At 62.5% G+C, this 16,077-nt stretch carries 20 protein-coding genes and 2 pseudogenes; 15 read left to right on the top strand and 7 right to left on the bottom strand.

The features are described 5' to 3' along the window. Both ACIPPQ_RS21175 and ACIPPQ_RS21170 read left to right on the top strand, forming a co-directional pair. Positions 1–91, top strand: a pseudogene (locus tag ACIPPQ_RS21175) (integrase catalytic subunit); the annotation flags it as partial. A gap of 418 nt (positions 92–509) precedes the next feature. After that, on the top strand, positions 510–881 hold the full coding sequence (locus tag ACIPPQ_RS21170) for a PRC-barrel domain-containing protein (RefSeq protein WP_446546023.1): 372 nt from the start codon (positions 510–512) through the stop codon (positions 879–881). A 219-nt stretch (positions 882–1,100) separates the two neighbouring features. On the opposite strand, the gene ACIPPQ_RS21165 is transcribed toward ACIPPQ_RS21170, so the two are convergent. The 3 genes from ACIPPQ_RS21165 to ACIPPQ_RS21155 all read right to left on the bottom strand — a co-directional run bounded on the left by ACIPPQ_RS21165 (position 1,101) and on the right by ACIPPQ_RS21155 (position 2,505). Continuing rightward, positions 1,101–1,529 carry a hypothetical protein gene (locus ACIPPQ_RS21165; RefSeq protein ID WP_446546022.1) on the bottom strand — a complete coding sequence of 143 codons (429 nt, stop codon included), beginning with the start codon at positions 1,527–1,529 and terminating at the stop codon, positions 1,101–1,103. 163 nt (positions 1,530–1,692) lie between these two features. After that, positions 1,693–1,899 (bottom strand): cold-shock protein, encoded by a 207-nt coding sequence (locus ACIPPQ_RS21160; protein ID WP_136174113.1) that lies wholly within the window; start codon positions 1,897–1,899, stop codon positions 1,693–1,695. Positions 1,900–2,163: 264 nt separating this feature from the next. Then, positions 2,164–2,505 carry a hypothetical protein gene (locus tag ACIPPQ_RS21155; RefSeq protein ID WP_446546026.1) on the bottom strand — a complete coding sequence of 114 codons (342 nt, stop codon included), beginning with the start codon at positions 2,503–2,505 and terminating at the stop codon, positions 2,164–2,166. Between ACIPPQ_RS21155 and ACIPPQ_RS21150 the strand changes: the two genes are divergently transcribed. Beyond that, on the top strand, positions 2,432–3,553 hold the full coding sequence (locus ACIPPQ_RS21150) for a multidrug effflux MFS transporter (protein ID WP_446546021.1): 1,122 nt from the start codon (positions 2,432–2,434) through the stop codon (positions 3,551–3,553). The genes ACIPPQ_RS21155 and ACIPPQ_RS21150 overlap by 74 nt on opposite strands. 173 nt (positions 3,554–3,726) lie before the next feature. On the opposite strand, the gene ACIPPQ_RS21145 is transcribed toward ACIPPQ_RS21150, so the two are convergent. Beyond that, on the bottom strand, positions 3,727–4,521 hold the full coding sequence (locus tag ACIPPQ_RS21145; protein WP_446546020.1) for a LytR/AlgR family response regulator transcription factor: 795 nt from the start codon (positions 4,519–4,521) through the stop codon (positions 3,727–3,729). After that, positions 4,518–5,768, bottom strand: coding sequence for a sensor histidine kinase (locus ACIPPQ_RS21140; RefSeq protein ID WP_446546019.1), 1,251 nt, complete (start codon positions 5,766–5,768; stop codon positions 4,518–4,520). Before ACIPPQ_RS21140 ends, ACIPPQ_RS21145 begins: the two co-directional genes overlap by 4 nt. A 107-nt stretch (positions 5,769–5,875) precedes the next feature. On the opposite strand from ACIPPQ_RS21140, the gene ACIPPQ_RS21135 reads away from it, so the two are divergent. The 6 genes from ACIPPQ_RS21135 (at position 5,876) to ACIPPQ_RS21110 (ending at position 10,481) form a co-directional block, all read left to right on the top strand. Further along, positions 5,876–6,808: a hypothetical protein gene (locus ACIPPQ_RS21135; RefSeq protein ID WP_446546018.1), complete on the top strand. Its 933-nt coding sequence runs from the start codon at positions 5,876–5,878 to the stop codon at positions 6,806–6,808. A gap of 23 nt (positions 6,809–6,831) precedes the next feature. Next, positions 6,832–7,731, top strand: coding sequence for a DUF4189 domain-containing protein (locus tag ACIPPQ_RS21130; RefSeq protein WP_446546017.1), 900 nt, complete (start codon positions 6,832–6,834; stop codon positions 7,729–7,731). A gap of 75 nt (positions 7,732–7,806) precedes the next feature. After that, the gene (locus ACIPPQ_RS21125) at positions 7,807–8,268 is read left to right on the top strand and encodes a hypothetical protein (protein ID WP_446546016.1); all 462 of its coding nucleotides are present in this window, start codon (positions 7,807–7,809) and stop codon (positions 8,266–8,268) included. A gap of 246 nt (positions 8,269–8,514) precedes the next feature. Continuing rightward, positions 8,515–9,543: an IS110 family transposase gene (locus ACIPPQ_RS21120; RefSeq protein ID WP_446546015.1), complete on the top strand. Its 1,029-nt coding sequence runs from the start codon at positions 8,515–8,517 to the stop codon at positions 9,541–9,543. A gap of 192 nt (positions 9,544–9,735) precedes the next feature. Continuing rightward, positions 9,736–9,936 (top strand): hypothetical protein, encoded by a 201-nt coding sequence (locus ACIPPQ_RS21115; RefSeq protein ID WP_446546014.1) that lies wholly within the window; start codon positions 9,736–9,738, stop codon positions 9,934–9,936. A gap of 65 nt (positions 9,937–10,001) precedes the next feature. Next, positions 10,002–10,481: an Hsp20 family protein gene (locus tag ACIPPQ_RS21110; protein WP_446546013.1), complete on the top strand. Its 480-nt coding sequence runs from the start codon at positions 10,002–10,004 to the stop codon at positions 10,479–10,481. 95 nt (positions 10,482–10,576) lie between these two features. On the opposite strand, the gene ACIPPQ_RS21105 is transcribed toward ACIPPQ_RS21110, so the two are convergent. Beyond that, positions 10,577–10,846, bottom strand: coding sequence for an usg protein (locus tag ACIPPQ_RS21105; RefSeq protein ID WP_336443852.1), 270 nt, complete (start codon positions 10,844–10,846; stop codon positions 10,577–10,579). Further along, a complete protein-coding gene (locus tag ACIPPQ_RS21100) occupies positions 10,843–11,070 on the bottom strand; it encodes a hypothetical protein (protein WP_184101769.1) in 228 nt (75 codons plus the stop codon). The genes ACIPPQ_RS21105 and ACIPPQ_RS21100 overlap by 4 nt, the downstream gene beginning before the upstream one ends. A gap of 261 nt (positions 11,071–11,331) precedes the next feature. Between ACIPPQ_RS21100 and groES the strand changes: the two genes are divergently transcribed. The 6 genes and pseudogenes from groES to ACIPPQ_RS21070 all read left to right on the top strand — a co-directional run. Continuing rightward, positions 11,332–11,646, top strand: coding sequence for a co-chaperone GroES (gene groES / locus ACIPPQ_RS21095; RefSeq protein ID WP_446546012.1), 315 nt, complete (start codon positions 11,332–11,334; stop codon positions 11,644–11,646). A 46-nt stretch (positions 11,647–11,692) separates the two neighbouring features. Next, on the top strand, positions 11,693–13,312 hold the full coding sequence (gene groL, locus ACIPPQ_RS21090) for a chaperonin GroEL (RefSeq protein WP_446546011.1): 1,620 nt from the start codon (positions 11,693–11,695) through the stop codon (positions 13,310–13,312). A gap of 68 nt (positions 13,313–13,380) precedes the next feature. Beyond that, the gene (locus ACIPPQ_RS21085) at positions 13,381–13,563 is read left to right on the top strand and encodes a hypothetical protein (RefSeq protein WP_446546010.1); all 183 of its coding nucleotides are present in this window, start codon (positions 13,381–13,383) and stop codon (positions 13,561–13,563) included. A gap of 194 nt (positions 13,564–13,757) precedes the next feature. Next, a complete protein-coding gene (locus ACIPPQ_RS21080) occupies positions 13,758–15,083 on the top strand; it encodes an alginate export family protein (protein ID WP_446546009.1) in 1,326 nt (441 codons plus the stop codon). A gap of 279 nt (positions 15,084–15,362) precedes the next feature. Further along, the gene (locus ACIPPQ_RS21075) at positions 15,363–15,764 is read left to right on the top strand and encodes a murein L,D-transpeptidase catalytic domain-containing protein (RefSeq protein WP_446546008.1); all 402 of its coding nucleotides are present in this window, start codon (positions 15,363–15,365) and stop codon (positions 15,762–15,764) included. Next, positions 15,734–16,009, top strand: a pseudogene (locus tag ACIPPQ_RS21070) (murein L,D-transpeptidase catalytic domain-containing protein); the annotation flags it as partial. The gene ACIPPQ_RS21075 and the pseudogene ACIPPQ_RS21070, both read left to right, overlap by 31 nt. Positions 16,010–16,077: the final 68 nt, after the last annotated feature.

Raw genomic sequence — 16,077 nt, 5'->3', positions numbered from 1 at the left:
GCCGGAGGCCGTTCGATCGCCAGTGTCGCCCTCCGGTTCCGCTTCGCTCCACCTACGGCCAACACTGGCGATCGAGGCGTCAATGCACTAACAATCCCCGCGGACCACTCGGTGGGGGCCAGTCACTTATCGTTTTACGAAACTTGGACGTGACCCTCACGGGCTTCCATGACGGCAACGATAGCCAGCTTGCTATGACGGTTTTCGAAGCCGGTCGCTGGGATATATTTGAAGATGAGATGCGGCCAGTAGCGTTTTAAACTGCGAGTCCACTTTCCACCCCAATCCGGTCATTTGACGCCAGACAAAACAGACCCCGCCGAAGCGGGGCCAGATTAGACGGAGGGGCGGGCGCAACTTCGCCCCTCGTATGCCCATGGAGGCGCGCGCGCCCACCCAACCCGATCAGGCTTCCCACCCGGAACTACCGGCCTCCCTATGCGTAGAATAAGCCTCTGCCAACACCGGCGGAACCCTGGCCTGCTGTGAAATCGATCAAAGGATAACCCATGGCCGAAGTTGACGAACCGACCCAGTTGCTATGCCAGTCGAACAAGGCCGACGCGATGACCGTCAAGACACGCGACGGTGACAAGCTGGGGCATATCCATGCCTTCATGATCAACAAGCGGAGCGGGCATGCGGTCTATGCGATCCTCACCATCGGCGGTTTCCTCGGCATGGGCAAAGCTTACTACCCGTTGCCCTTTCGCTTGCTGGCATTCGAGGCGACAAGCGATTCCTATGTCGTCACGATCGACCGGCGCGTGCTCGAAGGGGGGCCAAGCTGGGCCGCCAATGCGCCGCTGTTCGACCAGGCCTATGCCGACCGTGTTGCCAGCTATTATGAGGTGGCGAAGGAAGATCTGACGCTCGGGTAATGGCGCTTTTTGTCACCGAGCGACGTCAAGAATTCGATCCTTGAGAGCAGCCGGACAGGCTTGTCAGAAAGATTCAGGCGCGGCGGGAGTGATGCTTGGATGGCGTCGCGGCGCATGTTAGCCGGTTTCGCGCTGGGGGCTCCCCGGGCCACACGGAATTGCCGAAAGCGGCCTTCCTATAGTCGGACGTCCGCCCAGGTGGCAGTTTGCATGGCCTGTCTACTTGGGTTGCATGATCACCGCGAACAACCGGTCAAGGTTCGACTGGAGATCCTGTACATCCGGGTTCTCGGCATATTTAGGCAGCCCTAGCGGCAAGCTCATGCTCTCGTACATGGCCGAAGCTTCGGCATCGCTTAGCAGGCCGCGCTTACGCAGAATGTTGGCAAGGCTAAGAATCCCATTGATCGCCGAGACGTCGGATGCCTCCTGGGCCTCAATAAGGTTCATTACGCCAAGGCCAGGGACATCATTCATCTCGAATCCTTCTGTTCCCGGCTCTCGACATGAAAGCGCGGTTGACTTGCCTGGGAAGGTTGGAAGCGATGGCGCCCCCTTTATAAAATCCAGCGACGATCGAAGACCTTTACCGACATTGTATCGGCTTGTTCCCGCGCCCGGCGTCATCGGCATGATGGATAGAGACATCTCATGGATCGTTGCGGGCGCCACTTGAGGGCCGTTCGCCTGAACGAAATGAGAGCGAGCTGGCGCATGGCGGATTTTTCGGCGATCGCAGCCCACACGCGGGCGGCATTTCCAGGGCCCATATGGATAGCGGCGGGCGCTGATGCAGCCCGCCGCCAGAAGATCATGCAGCCTGGAGATTCACTGCGGAGGTCTTGCCTCGCTGATCGGTCTCCAGTTCGTACGATACGCTCTGATCTTTTTGAAGGGTGTGCATGCCGGCGCGTTCGACGGCCGAGATATGCACGAAGGCATCCTGGCCGCCATCGTTCGGCGCGATAAAGCCATAGCCCTTGTCGGCGTTAAAAAATTTCACGGTTCCGGTAGTCATATGGGTATCCTTTATCCCAAATACGACGGGCATGCGCCAACAGCGACGCGTCCCGGCTTCAATAGTGCTAGAAAGGGATAAAGGGATGGCATGAAGCTGCCGATTATCCGTCGCATGCGACGTAAGCATCACCTTAATATCAGTTAAATCGAAAATTGAAAGATAATTCTGCTTTTTACGAAAAGCCGGCATGGATATTTTCACGCAAGGACGATCCGCATCGAGGTATCGGCGATATAATTTTATCTGCGATCGCAGAATATTTCATCCCATTGCGCTTAGCACGTCACTATTTTCCGGCTGGAAGCGGGCAAGGAATTGTCGGACCAAAGGGGTACGAAACGCTACAGCGCTTTCCAGTGAGGCAACGCCGCCCAAATAGTCGGTAGTTTTGGACATCGGCAATTGCACTACCAAATAGCCGCGATCAGGCGCGTAATAGCGCGCCCGACTGGCCGATGCACGAACCACTGCGGGGATTGGCGCTAGCCTCGATGTAAAGTCGTCCAGCGAGCGCCGCGCCTGATTGAACGTGAGTTGCCGCAGGCAGCGCGCGTTCGGGGCGTTACCGCACGAGCTTGCCTGGACACTCTCGATCTTCTTCATCGCCTTTGCTCTTGGCCAGCTCGTTGTTGGCCCGCTCGCAGATGCAACCGGACGCGCGCCCTTCGTTCTCGGAGGCCTGGCGATCTTGGTTGTCGGAAGCCTGATCTGCGCGCTTGCGCCGTCACTTCCGGTCATGCTCGCGGGCCGAGCCATCCAGGCGCTCGGCGCCTGCGCGGCCTCGGTTCTCGCCCGCGCGATCGCGCGCGACCTGTATCACGGCCCCGAACTCACGCGCGCGCTGGCGCTGGTGATGATCGCGATGGCGGCGGCGCCCGGTTTTTCGCCTGCCCTTGGCACGGGCATGACGCTGCTGCTCGGCTGGCGCAGCATCTTCCTGCTCGTTGCGGGCGCGGGCGCGCTGGTTGCCATTTGCTTCTGGGTCAGCGCCGGCGAGACATTGCCCGCCGCGCAGCGGCGCTCGGCCAAGCCGGCAGCGATCGCCCGAACCTACAGCGGACTCGCGTGCGACCCCCGCTTCATCCGCCCGGCGCTTGCCGTCAGTCTCGTCATCGGTTGCCTCTACAGCTTCTTCGCCGCTGCGCCGTCGATCCTGATGACAGATCTGGGATTCAGCGCGGCAGACCTCAGTCTCTTTTTCGCGGCAACGGTCGCGGTCGTCTTCGGCAGCGGGCTGATGACCGCCCGGCTCGCCCGGCGCTGGGACGCACCGCGCGTCGGCATGGCGGGCATCCTGATCGCCCTGACGGGCGGGGTGTGGCTGGCCGTCCAGGGCAGCGCACCCACACAATTCCCGTTCATGGCGGCGGTCACCTTGTTCCTGGCGGGCATGGGCCTCGTCAATCCGGTGGCCACCGCGATCGCGCTCGAACCGTTCGGCGACCGGGCGGGCATCGCATCGGCGCTGCTCGGCTTCCTGCAAATGGCATGCGCGGCGCTCGGCACTGCATTGATCGGGTCGCTGCCGATCGGACCGGCCGCCGCCTATGCGCTGGTCGTCTGTGGCGGAACGCTGCTGGCCGCCCTCATATTCTATCCGGCTTTGCGCAATCGTTCGGACCTGACGAACGCGCCTGGTTCGATAGCATAACCGAAGCCGACCTCGTCACGGAAGGAGACAACTCACGCGGCCAGCCGGATAACGCTCACAACCGATTGCGAGATGAGCCCAAAATTGAACTTCCCACGTGACGCGAGCCTGTTGCGGACCAGAGAGGCCGCCCTCGGACGGCGATATGCAGCGCTTTGAGACGCTGTTGCCGGTCAGCGCCGTTCCGCTATCCTGTCACGCGCCAGCTCCGCGCGCATCTTAGCCGCATATGTTCGCCCGATGCGTATTTCGCTGCCGCCGACCAGCTCTGCGATCAGCGCTGAAAATTGCCCGGTCTTCAAACGAACAATGGCATCCCGGCGGATAATCGCGCCGCGATGGACGCGGATGAAAAACCGGGGTGGAAGACGTTGCTCCAACGATGTCAGGCTTTCCTGATGCAGGTGGCTTTCGCCGTCGCTGAAAATGCGGACATAATCGCGCTCGGCGACGATGTGGGTGACGTCCTGCAGCGAAAGGCGTCGATAGTCTCCGCGCGATCGCACCCAGAAATCGGATCCGGCGCTTTCGGTCTGCCGAAGCGCGTCGCGCAGCGTCCGGACCATCTCCTGAAGCTCGTTGACGCGCTCCTCGCTGGAACTGGCCCGTAGCCGGGCGCAAGCGCGCGCGACAGCCACTTGCAGACGGGCCGGTTCGAGAGGCTTGGTCACATAATCGATGGCATGCGCATCGAACGCGCGCTGAGCATGATGGTCGAATGCTGTCACGAATATTGTCGCCGGCGCTGCCGCACCAAGCCGTTCGAGAAGATCGAAGCCGCTTCCTCCCGGGAGCTGGATGTCGAGCGTGATGATGTCAGGGCGCAAGCGATCGATCAGCATTTCGGCCTCATCGAGGTTTGCCGCTTCGCCCACGATATGAACGTCCGCCATGGCCCCGAGCGCGCGCCGGATGCGGCCGCGCGCGAGCGGCTCGTCCTCGACGATCAGGACCGAGAAGCTACTCATTGGGTGCGCAGCGGCATTTCGATCATCGCCTCCCACTCCCCCTTGCCATTATAGCCTGCCCGGCACTGCCCCCGATCGCCAAACCGTGCGGCCAGCCTTTCGCGTACATTGGCCAGCCCGATTCCTGTGGAGGGATGATCTGTCATTCCGCGCCCCGGTGTCACCTCATTGGTCACCGTCAAGATGAGCTTCTGCTCCATCATTCTCGCATCGACGCGAACCACGATGGGCCCGCGGGCCTGCCCGACGCCATGCTTGATCGCGTTTTCGACGAGAGGCTGCAAGATCAGACTGGGCACGAGCGCACCGGACAAGGGGGCGGGAATGTCGAATGCAAAGTTCAGCCGGTCGGAAAAACGTTCGCGCTCGATCGCCAGATAATCCTGCTGCAGCGCGATTTCCCGGTCCAGACGAACGTCGCTGAACGGATCCAGCGTCAGCGTCGTCCGCAGGAATTCGGACAAGACGACGACCATTCGCTTGGCTTCGTTTGGCATGCCTTCCTCGATCAACGCCGCGATCGAGTTGAATGTGTTGAACAGGAAATGCGGATTGATCTGATAGCGCAGCGCCCGCATTTGCGCCGTCAACGCCTCTTCGCGGATCGCAGCCAGCCGCCGCTCCTGCTGGCGCACCTCATGGCTGTAGAGCATCGCGACGTAGAGGCATGCCCAACCGAAGAAGAAGGAGCTGTTCTCGATCAGGCTATAGACAAAATCGCGCGGCGCGAACGCCGGCTTCGCCGGCCACATGTACCAGGACGCGATAAGAAAATCGATGCTCGCGGAAAAAGGCGAGCAGAGCAAAGTAAGGACAAAGCACAATACGGCCTTTTGCAGGAAGGACAAATGGCGCCAGCGAAGGAGCAGCGCTGAAGTGCCATAGGTGATAGCGATGCTCGCCCCGATCCAGACGAGCTTTCCCGGCGCCGATATCCACGCGTTGACCCCGACAAAATGCCATAGGAGGCTCGCGATCAGGAAAACGGAAGACCAATAGACAGCGCCAAGCTGCCGGGTCATCCTACGCAGCTCGGTCCGCGAATCCGCGTCTTCGGGCAACCCGCTGAGGCCTTCGGCATTCATCCCGTGTCTTATTTGCATGTTGCCCCGCCAAGTCGAGTGCCGTTCACGGCGATTCCAAGCCGTTCGCAGATTTTTCGCGCCGCTGAAGGGCCGAACCGAGCGGATCGCCGAAATTTCCTTTCGACACACCCCTTTAGCCGAAACATAGGTCCATTCCGGCACTATGCCCCCCTCCCCGCCAGAAACGAGACGACATGCCATCCTGCCTCCATGCTATTTCTCTGAAAAGATCCGGACTGGCCGCGGCGGTTATCCTGTTTGGCATCGCCGTGCCCGCGCACGCCAACCAGTGGCTCGTCTATACCGGAGGCGACCGGCCAAACCGGACCTTCACGGTGATCGACGAGGATTATATCAGCCCCGAGTTCAACAGCGACACCAGCTTCAAGGTCGAGGCTGCAACGATCTATGAAGCCCCCTCGCAGCCCGACTGGTCAACCGCCAACTATCATGTCGACTGCATCAAAAAGACGCTCCGCATCGATCTTGTCCAGATCAGCCCGCGCGACGGCGCACTACGCCGCGGGCCCGACGTTGCCGACCATCCGCCCGCCAACGTCACCGAACATCAGATCATAACCTTCGCCTGCGACAAGGGACCGAAAAAGTCGTCCCAGCGCGCCAGCGAGCGCGAGGCCAATAACGATCCGCGCAATTTCATCTACCTCGGCCCGATCAGCCTGCCCAAGGTGGTCGATGTCGCATGGGAGAAATTATGGACCGATGGAAAGCGGCCCGGCTACAGCAGCAATGTCTCGATCGCGGATCAAAACGCCCAGGTCGAAAAGATCATGAAGGAAAAGCAGGCGCTCGTCGCGCAGGCAGGCGCGATCGCCGAGCAGAGCCAGCGCGAAGCCGACGCGATCGCCGCCTCGCAAAAAAGCCGCAAGGACCGGCTCAAGCGCGAAAAGGAGGTTGCGCCGGCACTGGAAGAATGGATCGGCAAAAGCGAGGCGGAGGTGACGGCGGCATTCGGCCCCCCGGCAAGCAGCAGCGACCGCGGCGCGCTGCGCGCGCTGGTCTATCGCCGGACCCACAGCGAAACCTATGACGCGCAGGTCGGACAGGTCGGAAAAACGGCCTATTATGAAAAGCGCGAAAACCAGTTTCACTGCGATCTAACGTTCGGTTTCCGCAACGGCATTCTCGAGGATTATTTCACCGAGGGCGACCGGTGCCAAATCCTTTGGGCCCCACGATGATGCGTCTTTTTGTTATGCGTCGGATGGGACAGATGTTCGTGATCGGGCTGGCCTGGTGCCTTTGGCCGGCATCGGCGCAGGCGCAGCATTATCCCTGCAACGGTCCCGGCCCCGGCGAACGGCTGGTCGGGATGGCTCCCGGTGGCCCCGGCGTCGCCCCTACCCCGCTGTGCGCACGCGATGACAGCGGTGGAGCGCCTGCCCAGCCCTCGGCGCCCAGCGAACATCATGCGGCCATCGCCTGGCACGTCGACGCCGCCGATGTCTGGGTCGACGGCAATTATACCGGCGCCAATAATGTCGCCGAACAAGGCGCGCTCGACGCATGCAACAAGGTGATGGGCGGTGGCTGTACGTCGGCCGGCACATGGTGGAATTCGTCGATCGCGATCATCCGTGACCGGAACGGATATTTCTACAAGGGCTGGGCCGGCGAAGGCGGCGCGGAACGCGACCGGGTGATGGCGGAATGTTCGGCCAAGCAACTGCTGCCTTGCGAGCTTTTTGCGACCATCCGCGCCAGCACCAATCGGCGCTTCCCCGGCGCTTCGGTGCGCAAATATTTTGCCGCGTCGGCGTGGGTCGTCGGCGGCGTCGACGAGGGATATAACGCCAAGCTCTATGTTGCGAGCGGCCTCCGCAACGCCGATGCCGCGACGACGGCGGCGATCAAGGCATGCCATGATGCAACATCGCGCGCCTGCGAGAGCAACGCGCTGACCGGCAACGGATTTATCCAGGCGTATCGACTGAACGGCGACGGCGACAGCGCAACTGTGGAAACCACAGCCAAGCGCGCGAAGGAAGCGGCGCAGGCGAACTGCAAGAAACAGAAAAGCACGACGTGCGAACTCCAGGCGCTGTTCGACAGCCGCAAGCCGGGGCTGTTCGTGCACGATTTCGCCGGCGCCAAGGCACAATAGCACCGCCGGCGGGTCCGCCGCCCTGCAACCGGCGCGGCTTCGCAGCGGCGACAACGGCAGCGGAGTTACCTCTAGATGATCTGGAATCTCGCCCCTCTCGCCGCGATCATATTGGCCGGCTTTGCCGATCCACAGGACCGGACCCCGAAGACCCAGCCCGCGGCAATTCCCGACCAGATTTCCTATGCCGGCACCGGCAACGGATGGAGCGGCGGACATACAGAATGGTGGATCGATCGTTCGGGACGGGGCGCTTATCGTACGACAATCCGTGTCGAGGCGGGCGGCAAGTTTGACGCTGGACCGCAGGGCTTCGAACGCATCCGGGCGATATTGCAGCCGCTTGAGGATATGCGCGAATTGCCTTGCGACGGGGCGGTCACCGATCAGGGGATCGGCGCGCTCAACTGGCGACGCGGCCGTTATGAAACCTCGCTGCGTTTCGATTTCGGCTGCAACTTTCGTCAGCCGGATGCTGCTCGGGCGCGGTTAGGTCAAGCGAGTGACCTGGTGCAGCAATGGGCGCTGGCGAAATGACCTGCCGGTTTCTGTTCGCCGCTGGTCCTCGGTGAGCACCGCAACGGAATGCGATCTCCAAGTGCTTGCGGAGAGCGCGCCGGCTCTGGCCGATTGCGGTTACCCGAAAGCCTTCTTCTCCGCCGTCGCCGTCGCCGCGGCCCTCATCTTCTGGCTTTGATCAACGAGTCCTGATGGGGTGGACGCCCCCTCGACGGCATCGTGTGCCAGAATGGCGGTGTTAAACACCATTGAGAGGAGGCGTCCGTGACAGAAGTTAGCACGATCGGGTTGGATTTGGCCAAGATGGTTTTTCAGGCGCACGGCGCTGATGCGAGCGGTGGCGTCGTGTTCCGTAAAACGCTCCGGCGGGCAAAGGTGCTCGACTTCTTCCGCGAGCAGCCTAGCTGCGTCGTGGCCATGGAGGCGTGCGGCGGCGCGCATTACTGGGCTCGCGAAATCAGCCGACTGGGGCATGAGGTACGGCTGATCCCGCCTGCGTACGTGAAGCCATTCGTGAAGCGCCAAAAGAACGATGCATCCGACGCAGAAGCAATATGCGAAGCAGCCCAGCGGCCGACCATGCGCTTTGTCGCCGTGAAGAGTGAGGCTGCGCAGGCCAGCGCTGCCATCTTCCGCACGCGAGATCTGCTGGTCCGGCAGCGCACACAACTGGTCAATGCTATTCGAGGCCAGCTCACGGAATATGGACTTGTCGCTGCCAAAGGTCCTGCGAACCTCCCAAAGTTGTTGGAACTGGCCGACGAGGCCGGATCTGCTCTACCGCAAGCCGCGCGAGCTATGCTCGACGTGCTCACCGACATGGTGGCGACGCTCACTATCCGGGTCACTGACCTTGATAGAGAGATCACCAGGCGCGCGAAGGATGAAGACGTACCCGCGCGGCTGATGACGATCCCTGGTATCGGCCCGATCACCGCGACGGCTATCGCAGCTCTTGCCCCGCCGATCGAGACGTTCCGCAAGGGGCGCGACTTCGCCGCCTGGCTCGGGCTGACGCCGGTGCAGCGATCAACTGGCGGTAAACAGAAGTTGGGCGCCACGTCGAAGATGGGTGAACGCACTATGCGACGCCTGCTCATCATCGGTGCAGCGGCACTGGTCCGACAGACAAGCCGACGCGAACCGCCGGCTGGATCATGGCTCGCGCGCATGCTCGCCCGCAAGCCGCGCATGTTGGTCATCACCGCGCTCGCCAACAAGATGGCACGCATGGTCTGGGCGTTGTTGACGCGCAATGAGGTTTATAGGGCTCCCGCTGTGGCCGCTGCATAGACAGCATCATGGCGTGAGGTTGTCGAAGGAGTAAGGGGCGAAGGCAAGTACGGCGCAACGGTCGACGAGACGGGATCGGCAGAACCAGATAGAGTCATCGTGCCTTCAAGCACGCAGTCCTGATATGGTGCCGATCCGCGAACTCCCATACGGGCCCGCGGCATCTTAAGGCCGCTTCTTGAGGCCGGACAGATGGCAGCACCCGACTACGCGTCAGAAAACCAAAAACCTCTTGCTTCTCAGGGGGCGTCCACAGATGACCCCAATATGATGGGCGATTTTCAAGATGCACAGCATCCGGAAGCCGATGCGCTCGACGACCCCTTGAAACCGGAAAATGGCTTTCCTAACTTTTTTTGCGGACGCCGGATATTCCGGGTCCGAAGGACATAGAGAGCGCCGGCTCTAAGTCCCGGCGCATCTCATGCCCGAATTGCTTCAGTCAGGAGGATTTGGAAATGAGAACCGACTTTGATTTCACCCCCTACCGCCGCTCGACGGTGGGCTTCGACCACCTCTTCGACCTGCTCGAGAAGGGGCAGCGGAGCGAGACGTCCGACGGCTATCCGGCCTTCGACATCGTGCGCGAGGCCGACGACCGCTTCCGCATCACGCTCGCGGTCCCGGGCTTCAAGCCCGACGAGATCGAGATCGTGGCGCAGCAGAACCAGCTGGCCGTTACGGGCAAACCCGCGGAAGAAGATGCGACACGCGCCTATCTCCACCGCGGCATCGCGCGCCGGGCGTTCGAACGGCGCTTCCAGCTCGCCGACTATATCGAGGTCGGTAGCGCGAGCTTCACCGACGGCCTGCTCACGATCGAGCTCAATCGGGTCATTCCCGAGGCGATGAAGCCGCGCAAGATCGAGATCGGCAGCGGCGATGCCGAAACGCGCCGGATCGGATCGTCGAAAGAAAAGGCGCTCGAGAGCGCCTGATATCTTGCGGGGCCGCTGTACAGGAGCGGCCCCGCTTCCCTGAAGAATAGCAGTAAAAGTACAGCTAACCAGCCGGAGACGCTCAGGTCGCTCCGTCAATCAATCGCGCGAATGATGTCCGCCACGCGCCACTCGGCGGGCCCGACCAGCGCATCATGCGCGATGCGGACCGAGTGGAGAGCGGCTTCGAGCTGGCGCCGCCACATCGCCAAAAAATCGAACAGCACCGGAAAGTCCGGCGGAAGATCATAATCCTGCCAGACGTATAGCTGGAGCAGCGAGGGATGATCGGGCCGGTAGTAGTGGATTTCGGCGGTTGTCAGCCCATAGCCCTCCAGCTGCGCGAGCAGCGCCCGGTCGGTCATGGCGCGCGCGCCGCGCCGCCGTCGAGCGACCTCAGCGCCGCAAGCACATCGTCGACCGGCACCGCTCGCTTTGCCCCCGGGGGTTTGCGAAGCGCGGGCTTGTTGCGAACCGCCGAGCGATCCGACGCCCAGGATGCAAGAAGAGCGCGCTTGACCTCGGGCTCGAGGCTCGGGTGACGCGCCACATCGAAGGGGTGAAGAAAACGGGAAAATGGCTCGGACATGATCGTGCCTCCTTCCTTGTAGCCTTTCCTTTCTCGTCGTGCGGCAAGGTGCCGAAGAGACAGATTTTGGGAGCGAAGCGAGTCGAGTCAAGAGGCGTCAGCCCCTTGATAAGCGGCATTTGTTTCGCGCTGGCGAGAAAGCGAAAAAAAAATTCACCGAACCTCTTGAAGCGAAAAAAATCGCTTCCTAGCTCATCGGCGCCGCGCGTCCCGGACAGGCGCGCCGGCTTGTCATATCGTTATGCAACATGGAGGTTATGCATGCATTTCCGTCCCTTGCACGACCGTGTGGTCGTCCGCCGCATCGAAGCCGAGGAGAAGACCTCGGGCGGCATCATCATTCCCGACACCGCCAAGGAAAAGCCGCAGGAGGGCGAAGTCGTCGCCGTCGGCCCGGGCGCCCGCGCCGAGGACGGCACGGTCACCGCGCTCGACGTCAAGGCCGGCGACCGAATCCTGTTCGGCAAATGGTCGGGAACCGAAGTCCGCATCGATAACGAGGAACTGCTCATCATGAAGGAGAGCGATATCCTCGGCGTCATCGAGCAGACCGCGGCGCTCAAGCAGGCGGCCTGATGCCGCACTCATCACCAACTGAAAGGACAGCAAGAAGGAGGTCAAAATGGCTGCCAAGGAAGTGAAATTTGCGTCGGACGCGCGTGATCGCATGCTGCGCGGCGTGGATACGCTTGCGAATGCAGTGAAGGTCACGCTCGGCCCCAAGGGCCGCAACGTCGTGATCGACAAAAGCTTCGGCGCGCCGCGCATCACCAAGGACGGCGTCACCGTCGCCAAGGAGATCGAGCTTGCCGACAAGTTCGAGAATATGGGCGCGCAGATGCTGCGCGAAGTCGCGAGCAAGCAGAACGACAAGGCCGGCGACGGCACGACGACCGCGACCGTGCTCGCGCAGGCGATCGTTCGCGAAGGCTCGAAGGCGGTCGCCGCGGGGATGAACCCGATGGACGTCAAGCGCGGTATCGATCTCGCCGTGAATACCGTCGTCGAGGACCTCAAGGCGCATGCCAAAACGGTCGAGGCGAACAGCGAGATCGCGCAGGTCGCGACCATCTCGGCGAATGGCGACGAAGAGGTCGGCAAGATCCTCGCGGAAGCGATGGAGAAGGTCGGCAATGAGGGCGTGATCACCGTCGAGGAAGCGAAGAGCCTCGCGACCGAACTCGAAACGGTCGAGGGCATGCAGTTCGATCGCGGCTATCTCTCGCCCTATTTCATCACCAACGCCGAGAAGCTGAAGGTCGAGCTCGACGATCCGTACATCCTCATCCACGAGAAGAAGCTCTCGAACCTGCAGGCGATGCTGCCGCTCCTCGAGAGCGTCGTGCAGTCGGGCCGGCCGCTGCTGATCATCGCCGAGGATGTCGAGGGTGACGCGCTCGCAACCCTCGTCGTCAACCGCCTGCGTGGTGGCCTGAAGGTCGCGGCCGTCAAGGCGCCGGGCTTTGGCGATCGCCGCAAGGCGATGCTTGAGGATATCGCGGTCCTCACCGGCGGCAATGTCGTCAGCGAGGAGCTCGGGATCAAGCTCGAGAATGTCACGATAAACATGCTTGGCCGCGCGAAGAAGGTCGTCATCGACAAGGATAATACGACGATCGTCGACGGCGTCGGCGCAAAGTCCGACATCGATGGGCGTGTCGCGCAGATTCGCCAGCAGGTCGAGACGACGACCAGCGACTATGACCGCGAAAAGCTGCAGGAGCGGCTCGCCAAGCTTGCGGGCGGCGTCGCGGTGATCCGCGTCGGCGGCGCGACCGAGGTCGAGGTCAAGGAGAAGAAGGACCGCGTCGACGACGCGCTCCACGCGACGCGCGCGGCCGTGGAAGAAGGCATCCTTCCCGGCGGCGGCATCGCGCTGCTCCGCTCGCTGAAGGCGCTTGAGGGCCTGAAAGCCGCGAACGACGACCAGCAGTCGGGGATCGACATCGTCCGCCGTGCGCTCCGCGCGCCGGCGCGCCAGATCGCCGACAATGCCGGCGAGGACGGCGCGTGGATCGTCGGCAAGCTGCTCGAGAGCGACGATTACAACTGGGGCTTCAATGCCGCCACCGGCGAGTATCAGGACCTCGTCAAGGCGGGGGTGATCGATCCCGCCAAGGTCGTGCGCACCGCGCTGCAGGATGCGGCCTCGGTCGCTTCGCTGCTGATCACCACCGAGGCGCTCGTCGCCGAGCTGCCGAAGGAAGAGAAGGCCGCGCCGATGCCGGCGATGGACTTCTGACATACCCGGGGGCGGCGGGGTAAACCGCCGCCCTCACCCTTGTGACAGGAGAATATGGGAGATCGGCTATGCCCTTTTCCGGTCAGAGCGTGCGGGCCTGTTCGGCACAGCTGAAGTTGCTGCACGGCAAGGAGGCCGAGCTTCGCGTCGCGCGGCAGCTTGGCTGGGCGCAGGCCCGAGGCAACGAGCATGAGGTCGCCTTCTGGGACGCGGTGCTCAAGGATCTGGAGCGAGTGTCTACCCGCCATTGAGACTGCCGACACCGGCAGCTTCGGCCTGCTATCCCGAAGCTGGCCTTCATGTCGCGCAAGACGATCTTGGATTGTGCCGGCCCCGGATGTCTTCTAGCTATTTTGGACCGGGGCCGAGCAACCTCCCGGACAAGCGCAGCGTGCGCTCAAGCGTTGCCTTTTGATCCCTGCGTCGCGGGGATGAGGAGGTTTGTTTGAAGCGCTTTTCTCTCCTGGCTCTGTTGCTCGTCGCTACCCCTGCCTGTGCCGAAGACGGCCTGACGCTCAGCGCCAATACGCGCCTGCGCTATGAAACCATCGAAGGCCAGCCCCGCACGGGCTTCAACGAGTCCGACGATCTCTTCAATATCCGCACCATTGTCACCGGCGAGTATCGCACCGGAAGGCTGAGGCTCGGCGCCGAGCTCTACGACAGCCGCGTCTACGGCGGCGATGCCGGGACGCCGATCACGACGGGCGAAGTGAACACGCTCGAACTGGTGCAGGCTTACGTCGGCTATGACATACCGGACGCCTTCGGGCCGGGTACGAAGCTCGGGCTCCAAGCCGGTCGCTTCACGCTCAATCTGGGGTCGCGCCGTCTCGTCGCCGCGGACGATTATCGCAACACGACCAATGGCTACACGGGCATCCGGGCCGATCTCGGCCTTCCGGACGATCTGTCTGCGACGCTGATCTACACGCTGCCGCAGGTGCGCCTTCCCGACAACCGCGCCGACCTCGTCGACAACCACGTCCGGTTCGACCGCGAGAGCTTCGACCTCGTCTTGTGGGGCGGGCTCGCCACGAAGAAGCTCGCGGGCAAGGGCGGCGCCGTCGAGCTGTCCCATTTTCACCTGGGCGAACGCGACTCCCCGAAGCTCGCGACGCGCGACCGCTCGCTCGATACGGTCGGTCTACGCGTCTACCGCGACCCCGCCTCCGGCCGCGCCGACTTCGAGAGCGAGATTTTCTATCAGTTCGGAACGGTCCGGGCGTCGCTCGCGCCGACCGCAATCAGGCTCGATGTCTCCGCCTGGTTCACGCACGCCGAAGTCGGCTACACATTCCGGCATCCCTGGTTGCCGCGGATCGCGCTCGAGTTCGACTATGCGAGCGGCGATGGGCGGGGTACGAAATTCACCCGCTTCGACACGCTGTTCGGCATGCGGCGGGCGGATCTTGCGCCTGCCGGTCTCTACAATGCGGTCGGGCGGGCCAATATTGTCGCAACCGGCCTGCGCGTCGAGGCAACACCCTCAAAGCGCATCGATGCCTTTGCCGCCTATCGTCCGCTCTGGCTCGCATCGCGCTATGATAGCTTCTCTACAACGGGCGTTCGAGACGCGTCCGGAAATTCAGGACGCTTCGCCGGTCACCAGATCGAGGCGCGCGTTCGCTACTGGCTCATCCCGAAACGCCTGCGCCTCGAATGGAATGGCCTGCTGCTCGCCAAGGGGAGCTTCCTGCGTAACGCGCCAAATGCGCCGCCTGGCGGAGATACGCTCTATAATTCGCTCAACGCTACTGTCAGCTTCTAGTCGAGACGGCCGATAACGACCCGTCTGCCTTTAAACCGGAGGAGTGGCTGAAACTGTCGCTTGGCGTAACCCGGGCCTTCTCCGATCCGTCCAACTGTCCAGCGCCCGGCCAATTCCGGGCCTGTCGTCACGCGTCAGACCAAACGGCTCGGCTACAGGCGCGCACGGCGCGGCCCGTTCGAACCCGCCCGCTCCCGGCTCCGGCCTTCAAAGAGAACCGCCGGCGCCTATATCCGGTCGATGTATATACGGCCTCTTCGACTGGGCAGGCGAACCCTGATGCTATCGGGCGGCGCCGCGGCCCTCGGCGCGCTCACACGCTCGTCGACCGGCCCGTTCGCAATCCACCCGCGGAACCGGTCGGTCGCCGCCGCAGCGCCTCTCCCGCCGGCCGCCGAGGCCAAGATCGCCGACGCCTCACTCGATCCAAGGCTTCTGCGCCGCGCACTCGCCGCACTGGAGACACATGCCAAGGCGATCCGGCATCGCGACCGCATCGCGATCGTCGATTTTTCCGCCCCGTCCTCGGACGCGAGGCTTCATTTCCTTGATGTCGCGAGCGGAAGGGTGTCGCGCCTGCTCGTTGCGCAGGCTCCGGATCCGACCCGCATCACACCGGCTATCTCGAGCGATTCTCCAACGCTTCCGGCTCGAACGCCTCGAGCGAGGGCGCTTTTCTGACCGGCGACTATTATGTCGGCAAGCATGGCTGGTCGCAGCGGCCCGTCGGCCTCGACCCGACCAACGACAATGCGATGGAGCGCGCGATCGTTATCCACGGCGCATGGTACGCCGACCCCGACATGATCGCAGCGCACGGGAAACTGGGTCGCAGTCAGGGCTGCTTCGCGGTCCGCGAAAATTGCCTCGACGAAATGTTCGGTCATCTGGGGACGGGCCGGCTGCTCTACGCCGCGCGCGCCTGATATTATCGGCTCAAGCGACGACAGCTTGACGTCCCCACCGGAACGCTGCCCTTTCTCCCGGGTTGTCT

Source organism: Sphingopyxis sp. LARHCG72 (assembly GCF_052871675.1).
Note: the sequence above shows the minus strand (reverse complement) of the source record. Positions and strands in the feature narration are given on the sequence as shown.

Coding starts and splice junctions, on each gene's coding strand:
- ACIPPQ_RS21170 (WP_446546023.1), top strand. CDS start 510: ATGGCCGAAGTTGACGAACCGACCCAGTTGCTATGCCAGTCGAACAAG.
- ACIPPQ_RS21165 (WP_446546022.1), bottom strand. CDS start 1,529: ATGTCTCTATCCATCATGCCGATGACGCCGGGCGCGGGAACAAGCCGA.
- ACIPPQ_RS21160 (WP_136174113.1), bottom strand. CDS start 1,899: ATGACTACCGGAACCGTGAAATTTTTTAACGCCGACAAGGGCTATGGC.
- ACIPPQ_RS21155 (WP_446546026.1), bottom strand. CDS start 2,505: ATGAAGAAGATCGAGAGTGTCCAGGCAAGCTCGTGCGGTAACGCCCCG.
- ACIPPQ_RS21145 (WP_446546020.1), bottom strand. CDS start 4,521: ATGAGTAGCTTCTCGGTCCTGATCGTCGAGGACGAGCCGCTCGCGCGC.
- ACIPPQ_RS21130 (WP_446546017.1), top strand. CDS start 6,832: ATGGGACAGATGTTCGTGATCGGGCTGGCCTGGTGCCTTTGGCCGGCA.
- ACIPPQ_RS21125 (WP_446546016.1), top strand. CDS start 7,807: ATGATCTGGAATCTCGCCCCTCTCGCCGCGATCATATTGGCCGGCTTT.
- ACIPPQ_RS21115 (WP_446546014.1), top strand. CDS start 9,736: ATGGCAGCACCCGACTACGCGTCAGAAAACCAAAAACCTCTTGCTTCT.
- ACIPPQ_RS21110 (WP_446546013.1), top strand. CDS start 10,002: ATGAGAACCGACTTTGATTTCACCCCCTACCGCCGCTCGACGGTGGGC.
- ACIPPQ_RS21105 (WP_336443852.1), bottom strand. CDS start 10,846: ATGACCGACCGGGCGCTGCTCGCGCAGCTGGAGGGCTATGGGCTGACA.
- ACIPPQ_RS21100 (WP_184101769.1), bottom strand. CDS start 11,070: ATGTCCGAGCCATTTTCCCGTTTTCTTCACCCCTTCGATGTGGCGCGT.
- groES (WP_446546012.1), top strand. CDS start 11,332: ATGCATTTCCGTCCCTTGCACGACCGTGTGGTCGTCCGCCGCATCGAA.
- groL (WP_446546011.1), top strand. CDS start 11,693: ATGGCTGCCAAGGAAGTGAAATTTGCGTCGGACGCGCGTGATCGCATG.
- ACIPPQ_RS21085 (WP_446546010.1), top strand. CDS start 13,381: ATGCCCTTTTCCGGTCAGAGCGTGCGGGCCTGTTCGGCACAGCTGAAG.
- ACIPPQ_RS21075 (WP_446546008.1), top strand. CDS start 15,363: ATGCTATCGGGCGGCGCCGCGGCCCTCGGCGCGCTCACACGCTCGTCG.